At 60.0% G+C, this 23441-nt stretch carries 21 protein-coding genes; 15 read left to right on the top strand and 6 right to left on the bottom strand.

Annotation, left to right across the window (positions count from 1 at the left end):
- Positions 1-3: 3 nt before the first annotated feature.
- From flgH to DevBK_RS03905, 6 genes are all read left to right on the top strand, one after another.
- Complete coding sequence (flgH, locus tag DevBK_RS03930; RefSeq protein WP_410494034.1) at positions 4-741, top strand: flagellar basal body L-ring protein FlgH; 738 nt, start codon at positions 4-6, stop codon at positions 739-741.
- Between the two features lie 247 nt (positions 742-988).
- Positions 989-2488, top strand: coding sequence for a carboxypeptidase M32 (locus DevBK_RS03925; protein WP_317184531.1), 1500 nt, complete (start codon positions 989-991; stop codon positions 2486-2488).
- 277 nt (positions 2489-2765) lie between these two features.
- Positions 2766-3200 carry a curlin gene (locus tag DevBK_RS03920; protein WP_061911196.1) on the top strand — a complete coding sequence of 145 codons (435 nt, stop codon included), beginning with the start codon at positions 2766-2768 and terminating at the stop codon, positions 3198-3200.
- A 60-nt stretch (positions 3201-3260) separates the two neighbouring features.
- A complete protein-coding gene (gene csgH, locus DevBK_RS03915) occupies positions 3261-3638 on the top strand; it encodes a curli-like amyloid fiber formation chaperone CsgH (protein WP_062630423.1) in 378 nt (125 codons plus the stop codon).
- Positions 3639-3819: 181 nt separating this feature from the next.
- On the top strand, positions 3820-4224 hold the full coding sequence (locus DevBK_RS03910) for a curlin (RefSeq protein ID WP_317184530.1): 405 nt from the start codon (positions 3820-3822) through the stop codon (positions 4222-4224).
- 148 nt (positions 4225-4372) lie between these two features.
- Positions 4373-4795 carry a YciI family protein gene (locus DevBK_RS03905; protein WP_061911190.1) on the top strand — a complete coding sequence of 141 codons (423 nt, stop codon included), beginning with the start codon at positions 4373-4375 and terminating at the stop codon, positions 4793-4795.
- A 44-nt stretch (positions 4796-4839) separates the two neighbouring features.
- Here DevBK_RS03905 and dksA read toward each other — a convergent pair whose 3' ends face one another.
- The gene (gene dksA / locus DevBK_RS03900; RefSeq protein ID WP_061911188.1) at positions 4840-5256 is read right to left on the bottom strand and encodes an RNA polymerase-binding protein DksA; all 417 of its coding nucleotides are present in this window, start codon (positions 5254-5256) and stop codon (positions 4840-4842) included.
- A gap of 174 nt (positions 5257-5430) precedes the next feature.
- Positions 5431-5850 carry a flagellar assembly protein FliX gene (locus DevBK_RS03895; protein WP_317184529.1) on the bottom strand — a complete coding sequence of 140 codons (420 nt, stop codon included), beginning with the start codon at positions 5848-5850 and terminating at the stop codon, positions 5431-5433.
- 247 nt (positions 5851-6097) lie between these two features.
- Here DevBK_RS03895 and DevBK_RS03890 point away from each other — a divergent pair, with 247 nt between their 5' ends.
- The 4 genes from DevBK_RS03890 to DevBK_RS03875 all read left to right on the top strand — a co-directional run bounded on the left by DevBK_RS03890 (position 6098) and on the right by DevBK_RS03875 (position 8574).
- Positions 6098-7222, top strand: coding sequence for a flagellar basal body P-ring protein FlgI (locus DevBK_RS03890; RefSeq protein ID WP_061911184.1), 1125 nt, complete (start codon positions 6098-6100; stop codon positions 7220-7222).
- Positions 7222-7542 carry a rod-binding protein gene (locus DevBK_RS03885; protein ID WP_061911182.1) on the top strand — a complete coding sequence of 107 codons (321 nt, stop codon included), beginning with the start codon at positions 7222-7224 and terminating at the stop codon, positions 7540-7542. Before DevBK_RS03890 ends, DevBK_RS03885 begins: the two co-directional genes overlap by 1 nt.
- Positions 7542-8012 (top strand): hypothetical protein, encoded by a 471-nt coding sequence (locus tag DevBK_RS03880; RefSeq protein WP_061911180.1) that lies wholly within the window; start codon positions 7542-7544, stop codon positions 8010-8012. The genes DevBK_RS03885 and DevBK_RS03880 overlap by 1 nt, the downstream gene beginning before the upstream one ends.
- A gap of 235 nt (positions 8013-8247) precedes the next feature.
- Positions 8248-8574 (top strand): hypothetical protein, encoded by a 327-nt coding sequence (locus tag DevBK_RS03875; protein ID WP_062630427.1) that lies wholly within the window; start codon positions 8248-8250, stop codon positions 8572-8574.
- A 126-nt stretch (positions 8575-8700) separates the two neighbouring features.
- On the opposite strand, the gene DevBK_RS03870 is transcribed toward DevBK_RS03875, so the two are convergent.
- Positions 8701-9810: a flagellin gene (locus tag DevBK_RS03870; protein WP_061911176.1), complete on the bottom strand. Its 1110-nt coding sequence runs from the start codon at positions 9808-9810 to the stop codon at positions 8701-8703.
- Positions 9811-10298: 488 nt separating this feature from the next.
- Here DevBK_RS03870 and DevBK_RS03865 point away from each other — a divergent pair, with 488 nt between their 5' ends.
- From DevBK_RS03865 to flaF, 3 genes are all read left to right on the top strand, one after another.
- The gene (locus DevBK_RS03865) at positions 10299-13061 is read left to right on the top strand and encodes a flagellin (RefSeq protein ID WP_061911174.1); all 2763 of its coding nucleotides are present in this window, start codon (positions 10299-10301) and stop codon (positions 13059-13061) included.
- Positions 13062-13314: 253 nt separating this feature from the next.
- Positions 13315-13752: a flagellar biosynthesis repressor FlbT gene (gene flbT, locus DevBK_RS03860; RefSeq protein WP_061911173.1), complete on the top strand. Its 438-nt coding sequence runs from the start codon at positions 13315-13317 to the stop codon at positions 13750-13752.
- The gene (gene flaF, locus DevBK_RS03855; protein ID WP_061911171.1) at positions 13691-14065 is read left to right on the top strand and encodes a flagellar biosynthesis regulator FlaF; all 375 of its coding nucleotides are present in this window, start codon (positions 13691-13693) and stop codon (positions 14063-14065) included. Before flbT ends, flaF begins: the two co-directional genes overlap by 62 nt.
- 198 nt (positions 14066-14263) lie before the next feature.
- Here the strand turns inward: flaF and DevBK_RS03850 are convergent, their stop codons facing one another.
- From DevBK_RS03850 to DevBK_RS03840, 3 genes are all read right to left on the bottom strand, one after another.
- Positions 14264-16477 carry a hypothetical protein gene (locus DevBK_RS03850; protein WP_317184528.1) on the bottom strand — a complete coding sequence of 738 codons (2214 nt, stop codon included), beginning with the start codon at positions 16475-16477 and terminating at the stop codon, positions 14264-14266.
- Between the two features lie 14 nt (positions 16478-16491).
- Entirely contained in the window at positions 16492-18357 is a 1866-nt protein-coding gene (gene flgK, locus DevBK_RS03845; RefSeq protein WP_317184527.1) for a flagellar hook-associated protein FlgK, read from the bottom strand.
- Between the two features lie 213 nt (positions 18358-18570).
- Positions 18571-21288 (bottom strand): flagellar hook-basal body complex protein, encoded by a 2718-nt coding sequence (locus tag DevBK_RS03840; RefSeq protein ID WP_317184526.1) that lies wholly within the window; start codon positions 21286-21288, stop codon positions 18571-18573.
- Positions 21289-21527: 239 nt separating this feature from the next.
- On the opposite strand from DevBK_RS03840, the gene DevBK_RS03835 reads away from it, so the two are divergent.
- Together DevBK_RS03835 and metA are read left to right on the top strand one after the other, a co-directional pair.
- On the top strand, positions 21528-22394 hold the full coding sequence (locus DevBK_RS03835; RefSeq protein ID WP_317184525.1) for an ATPase: 867 nt from the start codon (positions 21528-21530) through the stop codon (positions 22392-22394).
- Positions 22395-22462: 68 nt separating this feature from the next.
- Positions 22463-23371 (top strand): homoserine O-acetyltransferase/O-succinyltransferase family protein, encoded by a 909-nt coding sequence (gene metA, locus DevBK_RS03830; RefSeq protein ID WP_317184524.1) that lies wholly within the window; start codon positions 22463-22465, stop codon positions 23369-23371.
- The last annotated feature ends 70 nt before the right edge of the window (positions 23372-23441 follow it).

The raw sequence follows: 23441 nt of genomic DNA, 5'->3' as shown, positions 1-23441 counted from the left end.
AAAATGAAGACTCTTAAGATCGCCACCATCCTCACCCTGACGGCAGCCCTCGGCGCCTGCAACACCATGGATCGCCTTGCCAGCGTCGGCAATGCCCCACCACTGACCCAGATCCAGGACCCGACGACGCTCGCCGGCTACCAGCCCGTGCGCATGCCGATGCCTGAGCCGATCGCGGACACCTATCAGTCGAATTCGCTCTACCGCACCTCGGCCAAGGGCTTCTTCAAGGATGAACGCGCCCACCGCGTCGGCGACATCCTCACCGTCATGGTGACGGTCGATGACAGCGCCAAGATCAGCAATACGAGCAATCGCAATCGCTCATCGAGCAACAATGCCGGCATGGGCGGCATCTTCGGCGCCGCGGTCGAAAACGTGACGGCTGGTGCGATCGATCCGGCCAAGGCCATCGACTTCACCTCGGGCATCAACGATGCCGGCGCCGGTTCGGTGAATCGTTCGGAAGCCCTTCAGACCTCGATCGCTGCGGTGATCACCCAGGTTCTGCCCAACGGCAATCTCGTGATCGAAGGGCGCCAGGAAGTGCGCGTCAATTTCGAAGTCCGCGACCTCATCGTCTCCGGCATTGTGCGCCCGTCCGACATCCAGGCCAATAACACGATCCCATCGACCAAGATCGCCGAGGCCCGCATCTCCTATGGTGGCCGCGGCCAGATCACCGACGTGCAGCAGCCGCGTTACGGCCAGCAGGTGCTCGACGCCATCCTGCCATTCTAATTTCGGCAGAGCCCGGTCATCGGGCGCGCCACCTTCTTCCGGCGGTATGTTGTCCCCATTGCGTGCCGCCGTTCCCCCGGGCAGATCCAGAAGGATCGCCCAGGCCAAAGCAGAAGCCAAAGGCCTTCCCCACGAGGCGCAGCTCCCCGGCTGCGCCTCTGTTGTTTTTTAAGGACGGCGCGAGGAACTTGATCCTGCCCCATCCCTATGAAAAACATCGCGGCACCTCGTTTCGGAGACCTGCCGCATGTCCTTCCCAAAACTCGATGCCCTTGGCCGCAAGCTTGAAGCGCTAGAGCACGCGCTTTCCATTCTCGGCGCCGACGAAGCGACGCATATGGCGGTGGGTGGCGGCGAGAAGCGGGCTGAGGCGATGTCGAACCTCGCCGGCATGTATCATGCCCAGGCGACAGCGCCCGAAATCGCCGATTGGATCGACGCGGCCAAGAACGAAGATCTCGACACCGGCCAGAAACTGGCGGTCGCCGAATTCGAGCGCAGTTATGTCAACGCGACCTGCCTCCCGACCGAATTCGTCGAGCGCCGGACGGCGGCGACCATGCGGTCGGAACAGCTCTGGCGCGAATTGCGGGCCAAGGGCGATTGGGATTCGTTCCTGCCCGCGCTGGAAGGCGTGGTCGCGCTAGTACGCGAAGAGGCTGGATTGCGCTCGGCCGCCACTGGGCTTGGCGCCTATGATGCGCTGATGGACCAATATGATCCCGGCAATCGCGTCGCCGGCATCGATCCGATATATGCTGACCTCAAGACTTTCCTGAAGGACTTTGTGCCTGAAGCACTGGCGGTGCAGGAAGAGCGCCTCGCCAAGCGTCCGCGAAAAAGCCTCAACGGCCCCTACCCGATCGAAAAGCAGCGTGAGCTTGGGCTCGCTGCAATGCGCGCGGTTGGCTTCGATTTCACCCATGGTTCGCTCGCGGTGTCACATCACCCATTCTGTGGCGGCGTGCCGACCGACGTGCGCATGACCACGCGCTATCGGACCGATGAATTCCTGTCTTCGCTTATGGGCGTACTGCACGAAACCGGCCACGCGCTTTATGAGCAGGGCCTTCCCAAGGACTGGTCGCACTGGCCGCTCGGCAAGGCGCGCGGCATGGGCATGCATGAAAGCCAGAGCCTTTTTGTCGAAATGCAGCTCTCGCGCAGCCCGGAATTCTGGGAATTCATGCTGCCGCTGGTGCGCCAGCATCTCGGCGATAATGCGATTCCTGGCTGGGACATCGCCGATATCCTCAACGAAGTGAACCATGTGGAGCGCGGCTATATCCGCGTCGATGCCGACGAGGTCACCTACCCGCTTCACGTCATCCTCCGCTACGAACTGGAGCAGGAGCTGATTGCGGGCAAGCTGGGGGCGAGCCAGATCCCGGAGGCCTGGGACGCCAAGATGACGGAATATCTCGGGATCTCGACCATCAACGACCCCAAAGACGGGCCGATGCAGGACGTCCATTGGCCGGGCGGCGCACTTGGCTATTTCCCGAGCTATACGCTCGGCGCCATGATCGCGGCACAGCAATGGGCAGCGATGGAAAAAGCCGTCCCGGACGCAAAGAGCCAGATGAGCCGTGGCGAGTTCGGCGCGATAAACCAATGGCGGGCGGATAATGTGTGGTCAGAGGCGTCACGTTATTCGACGCCGGAGCTGATTACGAAGGCGACGGGCGAGCCGCTCAATGCCGAGTTCTTCAAGAGGCATTTGAAGCGGCGGTATGGGCGGGTTTGAGAAGATATTGGTGATTGCCGATCACCCCCTCCCTTCCTCCCCCATCAAAGGGGGAGGTGTCTGGCCGGTGGCTTTGGCTGGATCTAGTCCCAAACTCAATCGGCACCTCCCCCTTGATGGGGGAGGCCGGGAGGGGGTGACGGCAGCGACGATTTTCGACCTACTGCTTCACCTGAACGAATTCTGAATTCTCGCTTCAGGCCCGGTTCCGGATCAGGCGTCTAAAACGGTTTCCATCAGCGCGGTCGGAGGGACCGCCCCACCTGGAGACGATAAAATGATCCGCAAGCTCTTCATCGCCGCTCTTGCCACCACCGTCATCGCTTCTGCCGCTGCGCCTGCCATGGCCGCTGGCATCCATATCGACCAGTACGGCTGGGGCAACCAGGTGGGCGGTAGCCAGTCGGGCTGGAACCAGACTTTTTCGACCAAGCAGACCGGCTGGTGGAACAAGGCAACGAGCCAGCAGAAGGGCGGCAACAACGTCTCCGCAATCGGCCAGCAGGGCAATTGGAACAAGGGCGACGTCTACCAGAACGGCTGGAACAACCAGGCTGGTGTCGGCCAGTTCGGCAACAACCACACCTCGGTCATCACCCAGGACGGCAATGGCAACATCACGGCCGGCGTGCAGGTGGGCAATAATTGCAATGCCAACGTCGTGCAGCAGGGTTCTGGCAATGTGACTGCCTTCGTGCAGGCCTGCAACTGAAGTCAAAGGCCAGGGGCTGGTTCGCCAGCCCCGCCCTTCCCCGCGTATCAGGAGGACGACATGATTACCCCACTGACCCAAGGCCTTATCGCCGGTGTCGTAGCGCTCGCTGGAATTGGCGCGGTCGCGACGGCCAATGCCGATGGCGGCAACTTCACCTGCGGCGTTGAAACGACAACCCAGTCGGGCATGACCACCTATCAAGGCCGGCTGATGAGCCCGACCGTGCTGACCGGCGACTACACCTTCTCGCTGCGCTCGTCGGGCGGCGGTGGATCGAGCAATATCAACCAGGGCGGCCCGTTTGCGGCCATGGCCAATACCGAAGTCTCGATCGGCCAGGTGATGATCAATTCAAGCGCCAATGCCAAGGTCAACTTCACGGTCACGATCGGCGGCAAGAGCTATGACTGCTCGCAGAGCACCGGCCGAATCTAACGTATCTGCACCAATGATCCGACATTGCCCCGGTTTGCCGGGGCTTTCCTTTTGGCGACAGGGAATCGCTGAACGCATTCTGAACGCCCTGCTCCGGATGGGTTCAGCCCAAGGGCTCTAAGCTCTTTTCATGCGCTGGGAACCACCAGCACCGGGAACGCAGAACTGCTTGGAGAACCAAATGACCGCCACCTTCGCAAAGACCGCCGCAGCCGCCATCACCGCTCTCGTCATCGGAATTTCGCCTGCCATGGCCGGCCAGATCTCGTTCGGCTTTGCGCCGAGCGATCCAGACCAGGCGCAGGCCCTTGGCCTTGGTCTGCGGGTCTATTCCCTCGTGAAGGGTTTTTCAGACAATGGCGGCAATGTCGCGCAGAACGGCAATTGGAACGCCGCCGGCTTCGATCAGAGCGGCAGCAACAATTCAGGCCTGATCGTCCAGGACGGCAATGGCCACCACGGCACCATCAGCCAGCACGGCAACAACAATACGTGCGGCCTCTTCCAGTTTGGCAATGCCAGCGATGCGCAGTGCATGCAGAACGGCGACGGCCAGAGCGGCATCACCACCGTCTTCGGCTTCTAAATTTCTCTCAAAGCGTCACCAGTCAGACGGGGCCCATTCGGCCCCGTTGTCTTTTCTGAAAAGTCACGTCGCAAAAATGTCGAAGGGCTTCGCTTGAATTCGTCGCCAGGGTGAGAGGCAATTTCTGCCGCACTGAAGGAGACGAGAAATGCGCGTTGTCGTTTTTGTAAAAGCCACCCAGGACAGTGAAGACGGCCGCATGCCGCCCACCGAAATGCTCGAAGCCATGGGCAAATATAACGAGCAACTAATCAGCGCCGGCATCATGCTCGGCGGCGATGGGCTGAAACCCACCAAGCAGGCCAAGCGCGTGCATTTCAACGGCACAGACCGCACGGTGATGGATGGCCCCTTCACCGAGACCAAGGAAATCGTCGCCGGCTACTGGATCTGGGAAGTGCGCGATATGGACGAGGCCGTCGAATGGGTGAAGCGCTGCCCCAATCCGATGTTTGAGGAAAGCGATATCGACATTCGCCCGATCTATGAACTGAGCGATTTTGCCGAGCAACTGACGCCAGACGTTCAGGCGATCCACGATCGCAACCGCGAACGGACCGGTGAAGTCTGAACCATCACGCCAAACAAAAAGCCCGCCTTGCGGCGGGCTTCGATTTATTCGTCGCGATAGACCTTTTCGCGCCGCTCGTGCAGTTCCTGAGCTTCAAGGCTCAGCGTCGCAGTTGGGCGGGCATCGAGCCGGGCGACGCCGATCGGGTCGCCGGTTTCTTCGCAATAGCCATAAGTGCCATCGTCGATCCGCTTCATGGCGGAGTCGATCTTGCCGATCAGCTTGCGCTGACGGTCACGCGTCCGCAATTCCAGCGCCCGATCGCTTTCCGAGCTGGCCCGATCGGCCATATCCGGATGGTTCTGGCTTTCTTCTTGCAGGTTTTCGAGCGTGCCGCGGCTTTCGCGCAGGATCTCGTCTTTCCAGGCAAGCAGTTTATTCCGGAAGTATTCCCGCATACGCGGGTTCATGAACGGCTCGTCTTCACTCGGCCGGTATTCGATAACTTCAACCGAAGACATTAGCTGACTCAACTCCAATGCACCCCTCGGCGGCCTATATAGGCCGGACGTCAACCCCGAGCAAGCGAAGTTCTTAAAGTGCCTTAACTAAGAAAAGGCCCTTCGCATCAGCCACATAGCCCGTAATAGGCAACATTTTTATGAAGCTGACTGAACTGTGACTTATCCTTTGTCTCAGAAAGGCGGGAAGAGACCCTGCTTGGCGAGCTCGACGCGGACGCGCAGTTCGATATCGTCCAACAGGTCATCAAGCCCCGGTTCGGTCCGGTCGCGATAGGTGCTGAGTTCCTTGACCAGCGCATCGAGCCGATCGGGCGTGATATCGCCAACGAGCAGATCGGCCTTGATGCCTTCGAGGAGGTCGAGCAGGTTGCTGCCGCGCTTCACCGCCTTGCGCTTGCCGCCCATGACATCGCCAACCGACTGGATAGCAAGGATCGCGTCGAGCGGGGTCAAAGCCACGACCGGCGCTGTGCGGGCCACCCGTGCGGGGCCCGAAACATCCGACATCGTAAAAGACTGGCCGGCAGCATATTTCCCCACGGCGGCACGTGAAGACACACTACTCATGCGATTGGCGGTTTCGATACGCACGGGACTCAGTCACTCCCAAATTCCTGTCACAGGCAAAATCTGCCCGACATGGTTAAGGACCACTTAATGTTCCCGGCAAGAATTGCACACCGGCACATTTAGGGCGGGCAACCGAGCACTGCATTCGACAGTAAACTTAAGCATTACAATGACTTATGCAGAAAATTCGAGTTTGGCACGCTTCTGGCATTGAGTGTTGCGAACTGCAGCGCCATGGGGATGGCGCCGCGCACTCTCGGGGAAACAGATGCCAAAGAGCTTCTTCCGTATTGGCCTTCTTATAGCGGTCGGCGCCGCGCTGGCACTGGGCCCTATCGCCCAGGCAGCCGCAGCGCCTGCCCGTATCAAGGACATCGTCGACGTCGAAGGCATCCGCGAGAATCAGCTTGTCGGCTATGGTCTCGTCGTTGGTCTCAATGGCACAGGCGACAGCCTCAACAATTCGCCATTCACCAAGCAGTCGCTGCAATCCATGCTCGAACGGCTTGGCGTCAACACAGCCGGCGAGAATGTCCGAACGGCAAATGTTGCCGCCGTGATGGTGACCGCCAGCCTGCCACCTTTCGCCACGCAGGGTCAGCGCATCGACATTTCTGTTGCTTCGCTCGGCAATGCCAAGAGCCTCCAGGGCGGTACTTTGCTGGTAACTCCCCTCCTCGGCGCCGACGGCGAAGTCTTTGCCATCGCGCAGGGCCCGGTCACCATCAACGGTTTTAGCGCGGAAGGCGACGCGGCGAGCATCGTTTCGGGCGTGCCAACCACCGGCCGCATTTCCTCTGGCGCCTTGGTGGAACGCGAAATCGGTTTCGAACTCGGCGCCCAGCATTCGCTGCGCCTTGCCCTGCGGAACCCGGATCTCACCACCTCGCGCCGCATCGCCATGGCAATCAACGATTTCATCGGTGCAGCGACAGCCGTGCCGGAAGATCCGTCCACCGTTCGCCTCACCCTACCCGTCAATTTCAACGGCAATATCGTCGATCTGCTGACCGACGTTGAGCAGCTCATCATCCAGACCGACCAGTCGGCCAAGATCGTCATCGACGAAAACAGCGGTATCATCGTCATGGGCAAGGATGTCCGCGTGTCGAGCGTTGCCGTGGCCCAGTCGAACCTGACTGTCTCGATTGCCGAAAACCCGACCGTCGTGCAGCCAGCACCCTTTAGCCAGGGCCAGACCGCCGTACAGCCAAGCACCGATCTCAGCGTCAGCCAGACCGATACGGCCCTGCAGGTGATCAACGAATCCGTAACCTTGCAGGAACTCGTCGACGGGCTCAACGCGCTCGGCATTTCGCCCCGCGATCTGATCGCCATCCTCCAGGCCATCAAGGCGACTGGCGCTCTTCAAGCTGAAATCGAGGTGCTCTGATGGAAACCACAATCGTCAACGGCATCAAGACCAGCCTCAACAGCCACCAGATCGACAAGATCCGTAAGCAGGCCGAGGATTTCGAAGGCGTCTTCCTCAACCTTCTCACTAAGGAAATGTTCGCGACGGCCAAATCCGACAACGGCTTCGGCGGCGGCTTCGGTGAAGAGACCTGGCGCTCGATCCAGTCCGAACAACTTGCCAATTCCATGGCTCAAAATGGCGGCCTCGGCATTGCCGACCAATTGATGGGCGACATGATCGCCCTGCAGGAAGCCAGCCAACAAACTAATCCGCGTGTAACAGGAGTGTACCGTTAATGTCCGCAGCAGCAGATCGTATTGCGTCCCTCGACAGCCTGCCAGCCGAGGAGCTCTGCACCCAGGCCGAGACCGCGCTCCAGGCGCTGGTCAACGTGATGAACGAAGAAACCACCCTGCTCCGCGCCGGCCGTTTTCGCGATGCCGCAGGCCTCACCGCCGAAAAGACCCAGCTTGCACAGGATTACGTGGTTTACGCCCGTTCGGTGCAACGCCAGACGACGCGTCTTTCGGCCGAAGCGCCTGTGTCGCTCGACCGCCTGCACAGCAATCACGACAGCCTTGCAACGCAGATGGCGGAAAACCTGCGCGTTATCGCGACGGCTAAGACCATTGCCGAGGATATTCTGGAAGATGTCGCGGAAACCGTCGGCCAGAAAGACCGCACCCGCACCTATGATCGCAGCGGCGAAGTGAGAATGCCGCGCGCTGCGGCGGCCAAGGGCATCGCCATCAACCGCGCGCTCTAAGGAATCGCCGGCGCGCGCGTCTTAAAGACCAGTGCTCCAGAAGGAGCGCTTGCTGTATCACCGGCCAAAGGGCTTTCGCAGGAGCGAGGGCCCTTTTTCTTTGCCCGCTGTCATGGTGAACCAAATCTTCCGGAGTGATGACCACTTTCTTAAAATCCGACCATTGCTCCGAACGGATTACAGAGAGGCCGACTCATAGCCTGCCAGTGGCCAATTGTGGCTCCAGGATAGGAATATGAGCGCCAGAATAGCGCCGAAAACCGATACGATCGGTATCGCATTTTCGCCGCATCTTCCCCGGTTTACGCGGCCAAATGGCCGAAAAAACCAGGATGATCCCAAGAAAGACCGTCCACCCGAAGACGATCCCGAAAACGCAAATGGCGGTTCGGCGGTCACGCAACACGATGAGAGCCTCCCCGCAGAGACGATTTTCGAAGCGGGGCTGCTGGGTAATGAACAGGCCTTGGCGCCGCCAACGGCTTACGAATATATCCAGCGCCTCAAGCGGGAGTGGTCATCGCCCCTCTCAACCTTACCGGTAACCGACAAGATCATCTGACGACCACACATGAAAAACCCGGGCTGAGTTTCAGCCCGGGTTTTCTCTTGCGCGCGATTACGGCGCTCAAACGAAAAAGGCCCGCCGAGATGGCGGGCCAAGTTTTCAGTGAAGTATCGTGAGCGATTACGAGATGAGGCGGAGAGCCGTGGTCTCGGAAGACTGCATGATCGAGAGGGCCGTGGTGGCCATCTGCTGGCGGGTCTGGAGAGCGACGAGGTTCGCAGCTTCCTGATCCATATCGGCGGCAGTCAGCGAGTTGGCGCTGGACTTGAGGATATCCGAGAGCGAGGCGTTGAAATCCTTGCGGGCATTGATGATCGACTGGGTCGAGCTGAACGATGCGGCAGTTGCTTCCAGCGTATCGGCAGCAGCGATCAGATCATCGAGAGAGTCGGTGATGTTCTTATCCGACTGCCAGGTCCCGGCTGCACCGGCAACACCGAGGCTTGCAGCATTGACCACCGTGCCATCGATCGAGGTCGAGGACGAACCATCTTCGTTGAGCGCCAGCTTGATCTTGTCACCATTGAGCAGGTTGGTGCCGTTGATGCCTGCGTCCTTGGCAATCCGATCGATTTCGGTCTTGAGGGCATCGAACTGCTTGGCAAGTGCTTCGCGGGTCGCATTCTTCGGAGCAGCAGTGGTCGCGGCGGTGAAGCCCGGAGCGGTCAGGCCAGTGCCGGTGCCGGCGATCGTGATGGATTCGTTGTTCGAACCGGAGAGGGTCAGCTTGCCGTCGACGATCGCAGCCTTCACACCGACGTCTGCGTCAGCATTGATGCCGTCGATCAGGCCCTGGACGGTGCCACCACCACCCGGTGCAGTGTAGGTGTAGGTGCCGCTCGTGGTCGTCAGAACCAGCGTATCTGCGGCGGTGATCGCCGTGGTGCCGGTCACGGTTGCAGTGCCGGTGACCTTCGCATTGGTTGCCGAGGAGGTCAGTGCCTGGCTGGTGAGACCGCGGGCTTCCTTGATGAGGCCCTGGATGCCCTTGATGCCTTCCGAAGCGGCCTTCATGGAGGACTGAGCAGCGTTGATATTGTCCATCAGCGAGTCGATCGAAGCAGCGCGGGTGTCCATCGAAGAGGCAGTGAAGAACTTCGAGACGTTATCCAGCGGGCTATTCACGGCCTTACCAGTTACCAGGCGGCTCTGCGTGGTGGCCATCTGCTCAGAAACGTTGCGCAGAACTGTGAGACCGGTACGGGCGTTGGACGAAAGATTGATGCTCATGTTTGGACTTCCTGCTCCAGAGATTTTTTTCTTCCGGCGTTTCTTGCCGGCGAAATCAGGTTTAAGGTCCAAAAGCTGCGCGCCCCTCTCGGCAAACATCGCAATTTATTTCAAATTTTATCTAATTCAGCCGAGCCCGGATTTTGCCCTCGCCTGATAGGTCGATTCGCGCGCGTACACGTGAGGGCGATTTAGGCCCTGGGCTAATAGAGCTAGGGGCGAGTCGTGTGATCTTGCCGACGTGATGTGAGCAGAATCCGGGAAACCGCCGCCTCCAAAGATCATCCGGCGCGAAATATTTAGCGCCCTGGAGCTCCACCAACCAACCTGCAAATCCCAGAAAATCCACGGAAAACCGTGGTGAATGAAGGGCTTACCGACAGCGTAAAGATTGAACGAATTTAAGAAGTTTTTAGCAAGTCGAGCTCATGCTGCAGACGTCTCAAGAATTGAGGCGAAGCACCACACGTCCAGAAGGAAAACCTAGTATGGGTTCCGATGTTTCTCTCTCGAAGGCCGTTCGCGCGAACCTTCTGAGCCTCCAGAATACCGCCGGCATGATGGACAAGACGCAGAACCGTCTTGCCACCGGTAACAAGGTGAACTCGGCTCTCGACAATCCGTCGAGCTTCTTCACCGCCGCAGCTCTCAACAGCCGCGCTGCCGACATGAGCAATCTGCTCGATTCCATGGCCTCGGGTATCAAGGTCATCGAAGCCGCTAACAACGGCATCACCGCCCTGACGAAGAACATGGAATCCATGCAGTCGACGCTGCGCCAGGCCCGTCAGGACAAGTCGTTCTCGACCAAGTCGTTCGACGTCAACGACAGCACCAAGATCAACCTTGGCGGCGGTCAGTTCGGCGACCTCAACGCCGACATCAGCCTCGCTTCGGCGACCGTTGCCGGCACCAAGGCCCAGATCTCGACTGAAGCTGCTACCGCCTACCTTGGCCCACAGTCGACCACTGCTGGCGCTCAGGGTGCTGGTGCTCGTTCGGTTATTACGCTGGGTTCGCCTGCTGGGTTCACTACCGGTGACACCTTCTCTGTTGCTGGCGTGACCGTCACTGCTGGTGCTGACGTTACTGCTGCTGGTCTCAAGGCCACCATCCAGACGACGCTCGATGCCGCTCCTGCCACGACTGCTAAGTACGCTGTGTCGGTTGGCACTGGCGACAATGCAGGCAAGATCATCATCGAAACGGTCGATCCCTCGGCTGCTGCTGCCGCGATCAATCTTGATCCGGACAACAACGCTGCAACTGGCGTCAACAACGCCACCAAGGGCGCTGTAACGTTCAACTACTCGGCTGTGAGCACCTCGATCACCGCTGGTGGCCAGAGTGTTGCAACCGGTGCAACCTTCGACGACTTCGTTGCGAACCTGCAGGCCAAGGCAACCGCCGGTGGTTACACCGTCGAAGCCGACGCAACCACAAAGGACATCAAGCTCACCAGCACCCAGTGGGGTGGCGCTGTCCCGACCGTTGCCGGTGTTCCGAACTACTCTCCTGGCACGCCTGCAACCAAGGCCTCGTCGGTGTTCACGATCGGTACCTCAAACGGTGCTCAGAACCTGACGATCGCTGGCGCATCTGGCCCGATCGCCATCGCCAGCGGCGCAACGGACGCACAGGTACTCTCTGCACTGCAGGGCGACGCCAACATCAACGCGAACTACGACATCACCAACACCGGTTCGACGTTCACGTTGACTGCAAAGACTGCCGGCGCTGCAACAGCTCCGACCGTCACGTCCGACAAGACCTACGTTGCAGCTGCAGTTGCGTCCGACTCAGGCACGCTGATGGGCACCGTGGACTTCACGAGCACGGGCACAAACCTTCAGGCCTATGCCGGTCAGACGATCTCCGTTGGTGCTCAGAGCTATACGTTTACCGCTGGTGGTGACAACACCACCCAAGCAACGGCGCTCAAGACCGCCCTTGAAGGTGGTAGTAGCGGTCTTACTGTCACGCTTACGACTACCGGCTTCTCGATCACCAAGGCAGATGGTACTGACTTTTCCATCTCCACCACCGGCACTCTTGGCACAGCTATCGGCGCTACTGCTGGTACTCTTGACGTCACCAACGGCTCCCCGCTCTCCGCCGGTATCAACGGTGCTGTTACGTCGAACAACGGCCAGCCCATGGTGCCGGAAATTGACGGCGTTCAGACTGCCACTGTCACCGCGCAGGGTGCTTCGGTTGCGACCGTCGCTGCCGAAAAGAACACCTTCACCGTTTCCTACGATGGCAAGACTGCCAACGTTTCGATCGGTGGCGTAAAGGGTGGCGTCGGTACTCCGGTGAACGCTCTCGATATCAAGAACTGGCAGGATGCGACCATCGCATCGGTCAATTCCGATCTCGAAGCTGCTGGCATCACTGGTGTCGAAGCCAAGTTCGACGCAGCTGGCAAGTTCCAGCTCGTTGGCAAGACTGCAGAAGCCAAGACCCTGGCTGTCTCGGGTGACGATGCAACTGCCCTGTTCGGTACCAACGGTGTGAACACCGGCGTTGCTGAAAAGAGCCAGCTCAACGCCACCAAGACCGTCGACAAGTTCGTCGAACTGATCAACCGCGACCATGGCGGCAAGGTTCGTGCGTCGAACGACAACGGCAAGCTCCGTATCGAAAACCTGTCGACCCAGGCTCTCGATATCGGTGTCGATACCAACGGCAACGGCGCCGTGAATGCCCTCAAGATCGATGGCAACTCGGTCCGTGCGAACCTGTCCAAGCAGTTCAACGAACTGCGTGACCAGCTCGACAAGCTCGCTGATGACTCGTCCTTCAACGGCATCAACCTGCTCCGTGGCGACAAGCTGAAGATTACCTTCAACGAGTCCGGCACGTCCTCGATCGACATCCAGGCCAAGGATGCCAACGGTAACACCCGCGGTATCAATGCCTCTAACCTCGGCGTTGAAAGCCTTGTTGCTGAAGACCTCGACACCGACGAAAAGATCGACGCCTTCCTCGGCAAGCTCTCTTCGGCTCTGACCGAACTGCGCTCGCAGGCTTCGGCTTTCGGTTCGAACCTGTCGTCTGTCGAAAACCGTCAGTCGTTCACCAAGAACATGATCAACACGCTCGAAACCGGCGCGGCGAACCTGACCTTGGCTGATACGAATGAAGAAGCGGCCAACCTTCTGGCTCTTCAGACCCGTCAGCAGCTGTCGTCTTCGGCCCTCTCGATGGCGTCGCAGCAGGACCAGGCTGTGCTGCAGCTCCTGCGTTAATCGCAAGCAGCACAACGATAAAAGGAAGGCGGGCCACAAGCCCGCCTTCTTCTTTTGGGCATATGGGAATCGGAGCCGGTACCCCTGCCCTTTTCCACCAACGCCTTCCAAGAATCGCATCGCGCCGCCCCTGTCGCCGTGGCCTTTTCTGGGGGATTTGCGCGAGTGGCTGGCGTGTGAGCCAAGTGACTGCTATCGATTGCACAAGCCCGCCAGACGACCGGCGGCATTCCCAGAACAGGAAACAGAGCCTATGTCGCTGAAAGTCGAATTGAAGCCCGGTGAACGCCTTATCATCGGCCAGTGCATCATCACCAATTCAGACCAGCGCACACGCCTCTTCATCGACGGCAAGGCCCCTATCCTGCGGGAAAAAGACATCCTCACCATCGCCACGGCAGATACCCCCGCAAAGCGGATCTACCTGGCCGTCCAGCTCATGTATCTCGAGGACGATACGGCCCGTTTGCGCGAAGAATATTTCCGCCTTGTCAACGACATAATTCAAGCGGCGCCCTCGATGATTACGCTGATCAACGGGATCAACAACGAGATTTTAACCGGCCAATTGTACAAAGCTCTCAAGGCAGCCCGTAAGCTTATTCAGTACGAACAGGACCTTCTAGCAAATGTACCATCAGGGAGCGCAGGCCTATCAGCAGACGGCCCGCAAGACGGAAGCCCCGCGTGATCGCGAAGCAAATCTGCTTTCGCGGGCGGCTGCCAACCTCCAGCTTATCCATGACGCGTGGGACCTGAAGCAGGAGAGCCTCAACGAGGCACTGCTTTTCAACCGCCGCATCTGGAACATCTTCCTCACCTCCGTCACCCGCGAAGATAATCCGCTTCCGGCCCAGGTTCGGCAGAACATCGCCAATCTCGGTCTCTTCGTCATGAACGAGACCCGCGAGCTCCATATGGAGCCGATCAAGGCCAAGCTTCTGCCCCTGATCAATATCAACCGTCAGTTGGCCGCCGGCCTCCGCGGTTCCGACCAGGCCTGAATAGGCACCTCCCCCAAAGATCGCCTCGATGCGATGCCAAGAGCCTCCGGAAATAACCGGGGGCCTTTTTGTTTCTAGGGCTCTTTGCCCTGATCGGAAGTCAGGCGAAGGCGGTAGTCGATATCCCAAAAGAAAAGGGACGCTTTCGCGCCCCTTGATCTCTCGGCCTTCTGGCCTCGCTGTTCGCCTTCTGGCGCCCTATTTGAGGTAATTAACGAGGCTCAGGTTCGCGACGCTGGCCGTGGTCTGGTAGCTCGCCTCTAGGCGCGTCTTGAGCGCCAGAAGCTGCATGGCAGTTTCTTCCATGCTGACGGTTTCGACTTCGCTCAGCAGCGTCTGGAGCTGGCCCGAGAAGGCCGTGTTGCGCTCCTTGGCGCCGCCAACAGTCGCCCGCACGACGCCCAGTTCAAGACCGATCTGTTCGACCGAGCCGTCATGGGTCGCGGTCGCGCTCGACGTGCTCGCCATCTGCTTTTCCACCATGGAGCTGAAGCGCGCCTGGGCGGTGTTGTCGTTGACGTCGTATTCCTGGCTGCTCATGGCAGCGAGGGTTTTGACAAGTTCGCGGAGACCGGACTCATTGGCGCGGACGCCATAGCCGACCTTGGTGGAATCATCGACCGCAGCCGTTGCCGAGCGACGGGGATTGTCCCCCGCTGTGCCGATTTCGCCGGTGTACCATTTGACGGTATCGCGAGCGCCGGGCGTCGAGTAGACGGTCGCCGTTTCTGGATCGCCGCCGGTCATGTCGATGCGGCGCGCCACCCCATCGGCCGAGAAGAAATCGTCGGCCGCGGCAAAGCTCGATGCTGCGACGAGATCGGTCTTGCTGGTCTGATCGAGCTTGATCTTGAGGGCAGCTTCGAAATTGGCAGCCGTCTCTTCCTTGTTGGCGCCGATGACGAACTGACCGGTGCCGGGCTGACGATCGACCGCCTGCAGCATAACGGCCTTGCTGGTGCCGTCTGGCATGGTCAGGTTGAGAGTGACGGATTCGCCCGAGCGGGGCACTCCCATGAACTCGACCGTCATGTTGGCCGGATTGCCGGCAACGGCGCTGACATTGATCCGGCTGCTGGTGGTTGAAGCGGATGCGAGCTTGTAGCCGAAAACCGTCGGCGGAGATTCTTCCGCAATGCGCACCTTCTCGGGCGCCATAGCATCCACACCAGCTTCAAGCCGACCGGTCTTGATCGGCGCTTCGAGGGCGCCGAGATGGGTCTTGAGGGCGCCCTGAAGGTTCTTCAGCGTTTCCTCGCGGCTCACCCCGATCTGATATTCCTTGGGGTTCGCAGCGGGGTCCGGCGTACCGGCAACGGCCTTGAACGCATAGTCGGTGGTCACACCGGTTGCTGCGTTCTTGATGCCGATGGTGATGGTTTCGCCATCGGTCGGCTGGGTCTGGAATTTGACCGACACGGCCTCCATGCCGTCGGAATAGCCGATGACTTTCACATCGGCATCCGAGGACAGGAACTGCTTGAAGTTGTCGAGATTGCCAAGCTTCTGACCCATCAGGTTTTCGAGGTTCTTGGCAGTGTCTTCGAGCGTCGAACCGACCGCATATTCCGGCGGCGTCGCCGAACTATCGGGAACGGCTGGCGCAGCGACAGCCTTGGCCGTCAGGGTCTGCGTGGTACCGTCGCGGCGGGTCATGTTGAAGGTGACCAGTTCGCCATCGAGCGGCTGGGTCGAAACCTGCACGGTGGGCGCCAGCGGGTCGGCCGTGGGGCCCATGGTCTGGGTCGAGTCCGAATTGCCCGAGATCGAGGATATGGAATAGCCGAAGCGCTCGAACTCGGCCGAGGAGAGAACGAGATTGTTCTTCCAGGGGCCGGTAACGGTCGTGCGCGGCAGGCCGACATTGGCGAGAGTATCCGAAGAATCCTTGCCGAGGTCGGCCTTGCGGCGCTCTTCGGCAACCTTGAGGTAGCCGTCCGAGGTGCCGTCGCCATTCATGATCTGGTCGTAGGTCGCGACGGGCGCAGCTTCGGTCTTGTTGCCGCCCATGAGATAGCGGCCCGCGACGCTGAGGTTCAGCGTTTCGAGCAGTTGCGACAGACGGTTCTGCGAGTCCTTTTGGAGGCTCACCATCGTGAGGTTGTTCTCACCAAAGCTCGTCGGCGTTGCCGAGGTCCGGGTTTCGGACTTGAGCTTGGAGAGCGAGGTGAACGCTTGGTCGAGGAAATTGAGGCGCAGGTTCACCGTGTTGATGTTGGCAGCGAAGGAATCGAGCTTGGTCAGGCGATTGCGCGAGGCCAGCGACACCGTGCGGTCGAACCCCATTTCGGACAGCGTTTCCGCCTTCTGGCCGCTGCCGAGCTGGGTCTGGAGCTTGCCGAGCTGCGACTGCATGGTCGAGATAGCGCTATAGCCTGCCTTGACCGGATACATGGACTTGTTGATCAGCATCTTGCGCGGCTCCCTTAGGTGAACGACTGCATGAGCGTGTCGAGCAGTTCCTGCACGACAGACGCGACGCGGGCATTGGCGGCATAGGCGTTTTGCAACTCCATCAGCCGCGCGACTTCTTCGTTGATATCGACGCCATAGATTTCATCCATCCGCGAGGTGATGGCGTCGAGCGTCTGGGTATTGGTCTTGCTGGTGGCGAGCGCGGTCTGGATGGCGCTGCCCTGATATTCCATGACCTGGGTGGCCATGTCGGACAGCGAGCCGGAAAGACGGAAACCGCCATTCTTGGTCCCGACCATGGTGTTGGAGCCGAAGCGCATATTCTCGAACTGATCGACGAGATAGTCGACGCGCTTGCTGTCGCCAGAGGCTGTGGTGGCCGAGTAGTTCACCAGCGTCTTGTTGTCGGTGATCACCGCCGGATTGACGGTGATGCGGCTGGCAAAACCGAGACGCTGGCCGTTGCCGCCGAGCGAATTGGTGAAAGCCTTGTTGCCATCGGAGTCGATAAAGAGCGGCATGCCCAGCGAGCCGGCGGAAAGCTCATCGGCAGTCCAACGGGTCGAAGCTGAGATCGGGGTGGCATTGCCATTGCCCCGCACCGACAGCGTCGAGCCGGTTCCAGAAAAGCTCGGGCCGTAAGCAAGCGAGCTGTTGAGCGTGCTGACGACGAAGTTCATGTCGACCGTGCCGGCCGGACCGGTGCCGGCCATGCGGAGGCCCACGACCTGATTGCCGAAGCTATCGGGGGTCTGAAGCGGGAGCTTCGATTCATCGTCGACGCGGACGACGCGCGCCGTGCGCTCGACGCCGTCTTCACCGCGATATTTGATCATCGCGTCGTCGCCGTCCTTGAGCTTGCTCAGATCAAGGTCATAGCCCGATGGCGGACCAGTGACGACCGCACCCGGCTCCTGCACGGTAGAGAACACCTGCGAGAGGGCAGCTGCGACGTCGTCGAGCTGCTTCTGCGCGTCCTGGAGGGTCACGTCGCGCATTTCGATGAGGGCGCCGAGCGTGCCGGTGCGGATCGCGCCTTCCTTGACGAGATCGACCTTGGTGCCATTCGGCGTTTCAAGGATGAACTTGCCGACGCCGCTCTGCTGGTCGTCGACATTGAATTCGCTAGTCGGCGTCAGGGAACCGGACTGCTCGAAACGCACGACCGACGGCTTTACGTCGATCAGTGCCGTGCCCGACTTGGTCGCGAGGCGCACTGTGCCGTCGGGATTGTAGTCGACGCGCACGTCCATCAGTTCGGATACGCCCGAAACGATGCGATCGCGCTGGTCGAGGAGGCTGTTGCGCGTGTTGTTGTCGACGCCATAGTCGGCCAAAACCATGTTCACGTCGCGGAGCGAACCGAGCATGGAATTGATCTGATCGACCGACGAGGCCATCCGCGTTTCCGTCTCGCGGCGCATGGACTGCACGTCGAGCGAGAGGCGGTTGAGTGTGTTGGCCATGTCGGTGGCCTTGGTCACCACATCGGCGCGGGTCGCATAGTTGTCCGGGCTCGTGGCGAGGGCATCAAGCGACTTCTGCAGGTTGCCGAGCGAAGTATCGAGCGAACCGGCGGTGCCGGGCTTGCCGAGCGAGGTCTGGAGGCGGTCCATGAAGGTCGCCCGGGTGGACGAGTATGCTGTCTCGGGAACCTGCTTGGTATAGTAGTTCTGGAGGATGCTATCGAAGGCGCGTTCGATCGTGCCGGCGCGGACATAGGAATTGTCACCCCGGCCGACTTCGAGCGCGTTCAGCGTCTGCTTGTGGTAGCCGGGCGTACCGGCATTGGAAATATTGCGGGAGATGACTTCCAGCGCTGTCTGGCTGGCCTTCAGGCCCGAAAGGGCATTCCCGATCGCTACTGTCAAACCCATGACGGGTCTCCTTTGGCGCCGCGCCCTTCCCCGCCCCGAAGGACGGCGACCGCGCGAAGAATCTGAGAAACGGCGAGTCCCGGCGCAAGCACCGGGACCGTTGAGAAAAAGGGAATGCTGCTCCAACGCCTGCCTAGGCGAGGCATTAACCGGTCAGACAGCCCGTGAGGCCGGTTAGCGAATGGGCAACATTCCAAAGGCATTGCGAAAACCTCAGCGGATCATGTTGAGAGCTTCTTTGAGCATCTCATCGGCTGCCGTCACGATCTTGGTGTTGGCCGAGTAGGCCTGCTGCGTGACGATCAGCTTGGTGAATTCCTCCGAGATGTCGGTGTTGGACGCTTCGGTAGAACCACCCACGATGCCCGATCCGGACTGGTCGACGATCGGCTCGCCGGATTCGACGGTTGCCGTGTAGGTGCCGCCGTCGCCGCGCTTGAGGGCATTGGCGTTGTTGAAGCTTGCCGTCACGATCTGTGCGACTTCGCGGGTTTCGCCATTGGTGTAGGAGGCGACGACGCGACCGGCATCAGAGACGCCAACCGAGATGAATTCGCCGGCGCCATAACCGTTCTGCTTGAGGGCTGTGGTGCTGGCAGCGCCGCTATTGTCGGCAAACTGCGTCATGCCCTTGAGGCCGTGATTATAGGTCATCTGGCCGAGCGAGGTGCCGTTGACCGTCAGGTTGCTGATGGTCAGCTGCTCGGTGCCTGTTGCCGTCGCGACGCCACCAGCGGGCGCAATGCCGCTCAGGATGCCGTTGTCATAGCTGTAGTCGGCAAGCTTGGTCCAGGCGACGGAGGCGCCAGGACGGCTATCGGAGGCATAGAAGAGGCCCCAGGTTTCGTTGCCCGTCGTGCCGCCCATCTTGGCCCAGCGCATCTGCACGTTCACCGGCTCGCCGGTGTTCGAGTAGACCGTGATACCGCCGCCCGAGATCGATTCCGACACGAAGCGATCGGAGTCAGCCGAGAGGATGTTGTCGACCGAACCGGACGTCGCGTTATAGCTGCCGGCGATGTTGAGCTTGGTGGCGCCAGCGGCATTGCCCGAGATCATCACGTTATTGGTGTAGTTGCCGGCAAAGGTCACGCTGAGGCGACCGCCGACCATGTCGACGTCGACGCCAGCAGCGCCTGGGCCGCCATTGGCCTTGAGGTCGGCTTCGATGGACGCAAGCATGTCGGCGACAGTGCCGGTGGCGTTAATGCGGGTTTCACCCGCGCCGACGGCAAGCGTGCCCGACGTGTCGAGGCGGTAGGTGCGCGTGGTGCTGCCAACCTGGATCGAGAGCGTATCGCCGTGGTCGATCAACAGGCTTGCAAGAGTGTTGGTCGGCTTGACGTCGACGCCGGCTGCAGTGTCCGTCGTGAGGCTGAGGCCCATGGCATCGCCGCTGATGGAGCCGACGCGGTCGGTCGTGAACGCCAGGGACTGCGTGCTGGCATCGCCCATGATGACGGCAACTCGGCCGTTGCGGATACCGACGCTCATGCCGGCATCACCGGTGAGAGCGCGCAGCTTGGTTTCCATATCGGCGAGCATCGTGGTGATGCTGCCGTTAGCAGCCACTTCGGTGCCGGAACCGGTCACCGTCGTATCGGCAGCGCGAGCACCAGCGGGATACGTAACGGTCAACTGACCGGTCACGCCGTCATACGTCGCCGTTGCTGGTGCGATAGCTGCGTTCACCGAAGTCTGGAAGTTCGCGGGAGTGATCGGACCCGTTGCTGGCAGGATGGTGACGGCAGTGCCGTTGATGTTAAAGTTGCCGGCAGCGCGGAGGTTGGCCAGTTCTTCCTTCGGCACGGTGACGACGGTCGTAGCCGAAGTCGCGAGGGTACCGGCGCGTGTGCCCGGAGCGTTGAGGGCAACGCCAGCACCGGCCGCAGAAGTTTCAGCCGGTGATGCGCCGGCCGGGTAGTTGATGACCAGCGACGTGCCGGTAAGAACTGCCGAGCCGGGTGCCAAGCTCAGAGCAGTCTCGATAGCGGACTGGAACTGTGCGTCGGTCGTCACACCGGCAAGCGGGACAGCAGTCGAACCGATGAAGAAGTTATCGGCAGTGACGAGAGCCGCGCGGCTGGCAACGTCGATCGTCGTGCGCTTAGCAACCGCCGCATTACCGGCCGTCGCGCTGGTCAGCGTCGCTGCAGGCGTCGAGACGCCATTGGTGTTGAACCGTACGCCGTAGGTGATGCCGCCAACGGTGACGTTGAGACGATCGTTGTCGGTGACGATGGAATTGGCTGCCGCCGTGCCATTGACGGTCGCGCCGAAGGCATAGGCTGGGGTGGTCGCTGGCAGTGTCGCGCCCGAACCCGCAGGGGTCTTCGGGAAGGCCGGCGAACCCTGGACGTTGGAATAATTCCACGGCTTGAAGAGCTCGCTGCCCGGCGTCGTCGAGACATAGGACGAGGTCTTGGGAACCTGTGGCAGGTTGAGCTGATAGTCGATCGTCGTCGAACGCTTGGCTGGCAGGAATGAGTTGTCAATCTTGATGGCTTCGGCGACCGAACCGGTCACGACGCCATTGTTCATGCCAAGACCCGTCAGGCGATAACCAGCGCCGTTGACGAGGTAGCCGTTGCGATCGATGTCGAAGTCACCGCGGCGGGTGTAGAACGTGCCGCCCGAACCATCGCCCTGCTCGACAACGAAGAAGCCGTTGCCATTGAGAGCCATGTAGGTTTCAGTTTCGGCATTCTGAATATCGCCGCGCAGGGTATTCATGGAGCGCGAATAGGACGAAACGGCACCGGCAATCTGCTGCTTGACCGGAGCATCGGGGATCATGTCCACGAAGCTCGTATCGATCCGCTTGAAGCCGATGGTCTGCGAATTGGCGATATTGCCGGAGATGTTCTCCATGGCATGCGACTGGGCCTTTAGGCCGGACACCGCACTTTGAAGAGCGCCAAAAATACCCATTTAAAACTCCAGTTCCCCAAATAGACGAGGCAAGCGCCTGTTTGCCCCAAGCAATGCAAGGGGAGTGCCAATTCGTTAACCATATGAATTAGTTGATCTTTCAGGATTTTGGCGCCGAGCCGCACCCGGCAGACCGGCAGAAAAGGAATGGGCACATGGCAAAAAATGCCGCCTGACTTGCCGAGCGCCTTCGTTTATTGGGTTGGGCCTGGATCGTCCGACCGGGAAATTGCCGACCAATGCTGTTTGAAACGCCTGATCAGTTCATCAATTCGCCGCGCCGCGCCGTAACGGTTTTCGGCATGGCTGGCGTTGGAAAAACCCGGCTTTCCAACCTCTTGCGGAAAAACCGCTGGTTCCACTATTCGGTCGATTTTCGCATTGGCACGCGCCATATGGGCGAGTACATCGTCGACAACTTCAAGGCCGAAGCCATGAAGGTGCCGTTCTTGGCTGAGCTTCTGCGGTCGGACTCGATCTATATCTCGTCCAACATCACCTTCGACAATCTCGATCCGCTCTCGACCTATCTCGGCACGCCCGGCAATCCGCAAAAGGGTGGCCTGCCGCTCGCCGAATATCAGCGCCGGCAGGAGCAGCACCGGGTGGCGGAAATTTCTGCCCTTTTGGACGTTCGCCACTTCATCGATCGCGCCAAGACGCTCTATGGCTATGATGATTTCATCGCCGATACCGGCGGCTCGCTGATCGAGGTCATCGACCACGACAATGCCGAAGATCCTGTCGTCCGCACCCTCGCAGACAATTCGCTGCTGCTCTATATAAGGGGCACGGACAAGGACGCGGCCCAACTGGTGCAAAGGTTCAAGCAGAGCCCAAAGCCCATGTATTACCGGCCGGCCTTCCTCGTGGAAAAATGGGCCGAGTTCAAGCATATGCACGGCATTCTCGAAGACGACGACGTCGACCCCGCCCAGTTTGGCGCCTGGGGTTTCGAGGCGCTGCTGCATAACCGCCTGCCCCGCTATCAGGCGCTGGCCGACAATTTCGGCTACACTGTCGAAGCCTCGGATCTGGCGCTGGTGCACGACGGCGACGAATTCGTCGATCTCATCGCCTCGGCCATCGAAAAGCGAATGCGTTAGCGCGTGCCCCACGGGGACGCGCAACTGACGACACGCCGCTTTTTTTCTGCCCCATTGCTGAGGCTCACATGCCTATTCGTATTCCCGATAATCTACCCGCCCGCAAAATCCTCGAGGACGAGGGCGTCAACGTCATGGATACCAGCCGCGCCTCGCGGCAGGATATCCGCCCGCTCGAAATCGGCCTTCTCAACCTGATGCCCAACAAGGAGCGCACCGAGACGCAGTTTTCCCGGCTCATCGGGGCGACGCCGTTGCAGGTCAATCTCTCGCTCGTGCGCATCACCGAACATCAGTCCAAGCACACCTCGGAAGATTATCTCAAAACTTTCTACCAGACCTGGGAAGAGGTGAAGGAGCGCAAGTTCGACGGCTTCATCGTGACTGGCGCGCCGATAGCCCATATCCCGTTCGAGGACGTGCGCTACTGGAACGAGATGCTGGAGATCATGGCCTGGACGTGCACCAATGTGCACCGGACCATGTACATCTGCTGGGGCGCGCAGGCGGCGCTGCACCACTTCCATGGCGTGAAGCGCAATCGCATGGAGGAAAAGGCTTTTGGCGTCTTCCGCCACCGGATCGTCAACACGCGCTCGCCTTATCTCCGCGGCATGTCCGATAGCCCGATGATCCCGGTCTCGCGCTACAACGATATCGACCGCGCAAGCGTCGGCGAGGATCTCGATGTGCTGGTCGACAGCGATATCGGCCTTTGCATGTTGGGCGATAAGAGCGGCCGCGCCGTCTATTTCCTCAATCACCTGGAATATGACAACCGCTCGCTCGCCGACGAATACGAGCGGGACGTCAAAGCCGGGCTCGAAACGACGCCGCCGGAAAATCTCTTCCCCAATGGCGACACCTCGGCCGAGCCGGAAAACCGCTGGCGCAGCCACGCCCATCTCCTGTTCCAAAACTGGATCAACGAGATTTACCAGACGACGCCATACGATCTCGGCGAGATCGGTCAGTGATGGAACGGCGGGCCGGGTGCCCGCCGTTATTCTTTGGGCGAGAGCGCTCTCACTTGATCGCGCCGACCCG

Source organism: Devosia sp. BK (assembly GCF_032907385.1).
Taxonomy (GTDB): domain Bacteria; phylum Pseudomonadota; class Alphaproteobacteria; order Rhizobiales; family Devosiaceae; genus Devosia.
This window is presented reverse-complemented; position numbering and strand designations above follow the sequence as displayed.

Coding starts and splice junctions, on each gene's coding strand:
- flbT (WP_061911173.1), top strand. CDS start 13,315: ATGTCGCTGAAAGTCGAATTGAAGCCCGGTGAACGCCTTATCATCGGC.
- metA (WP_317184524.1), top strand. CDS start 22,463: ATGCCTATTCGTATTCCCGATAATCTACCCGCCCGCAAAATCCTCGAG.
- dksA (WP_061911188.1), bottom strand. CDS start 5,256: ATGTCTTCGGTTGAAGTTATCGAATACCGGCCGAGTGAAGACGAGCCG.
- DevBK_RS03905 (WP_061911190.1), top strand. CDS start 4,373: ATGCGCGTTGTCGTTTTTGTAAAAGCCACCCAGGACAGTGAAGACGGC.
- flaF (WP_061911171.1), top strand. CDS start 13,691: ATGTACCATCAGGGAGCGCAGGCCTATCAGCAGACGGCCCGCAAGACG.
- csgH (WP_062630423.1), top strand. CDS start 3,261: ATGATTACCCCACTGACCCAAGGCCTTATCGCCGGTGTCGTAGCGCTC.
- DevBK_RS03890 (WP_061911184.1), top strand. CDS start 6,098: ATGCCAAAGAGCTTCTTCCGTATTGGCCTTCTTATAGCGGTCGGCGCC.
- DevBK_RS03885 (WP_061911182.1), top strand. CDS start 7,222: ATGGAAACCACAATCGTCAACGGCATCAAGACCAGCCTCAACAGCCAC.
- DevBK_RS03850 (WP_317184528.1), bottom strand. CDS start 16,477: ATGCTGATCAACAAGTCCATGTATCCGGTCAAGGCAGGCTATAGCGCT.
- DevBK_RS03865 (WP_061911174.1), top strand. CDS start 10,299: ATGGGTTCCGATGTTTCTCTCTCGAAGGCCGTTCGCGCGAACCTTCTG.
- DevBK_RS03835 (WP_317184525.1), top strand. CDS start 21,528: ATGCTGTTTGAAACGCCTGATCAGTTCATCAATTCGCCGCGCCGCGCC.
- DevBK_RS03880 (WP_061911180.1), top strand. CDS start 7,542: ATGTCCGCAGCAGCAGATCGTATTGCGTCCCTCGACAGCCTGCCAGCC.
- flgK (WP_317184527.1), bottom strand. CDS start 18,357: ATGGGTTTGACAGTAGCGATCGGGAATGCCCTTTCGGGCCTGAAGGCC.
- DevBK_RS03875 (WP_062630427.1), top strand. CDS start 8,248: ATGAGCGCCAGAATAGCGCCGAAAACCGATACGATCGGTATCGCATTT.
- DevBK_RS03925 (WP_317184531.1), top strand. CDS start 989: ATGTCCTTCCCAAAACTCGATGCCCTTGGCCGCAAGCTTGAAGCGCTA.
- DevBK_RS03870 (WP_061911176.1), bottom strand. CDS start 9,810: ATGAGCATCAATCTTTCGTCCAACGCCCGTACCGGTCTCACAGTTCTG.
- DevBK_RS03910 (WP_317184530.1), top strand. CDS start 3,820: ATGACCGCCACCTTCGCAAAGACCGCCGCAGCCGCCATCACCGCTCTC.
- DevBK_RS03840 (WP_317184526.1), bottom strand. CDS start 21,288: ATGGGTATTTTTGGCGCTCTTCAAAGTGCGGTGTCCGGCCTAAAGGCC.
- DevBK_RS03920 (WP_061911196.1), top strand. CDS start 2,766: ATGATCCGCAAGCTCTTCATCGCCGCTCTTGCCACCACCGTCATCGCT.
- flgH (WP_410494034.1), top strand. CDS start 4: ATGAAGACTCTTAAGATCGCCACCATCCTCACCCTGACGGCAGCCCTC.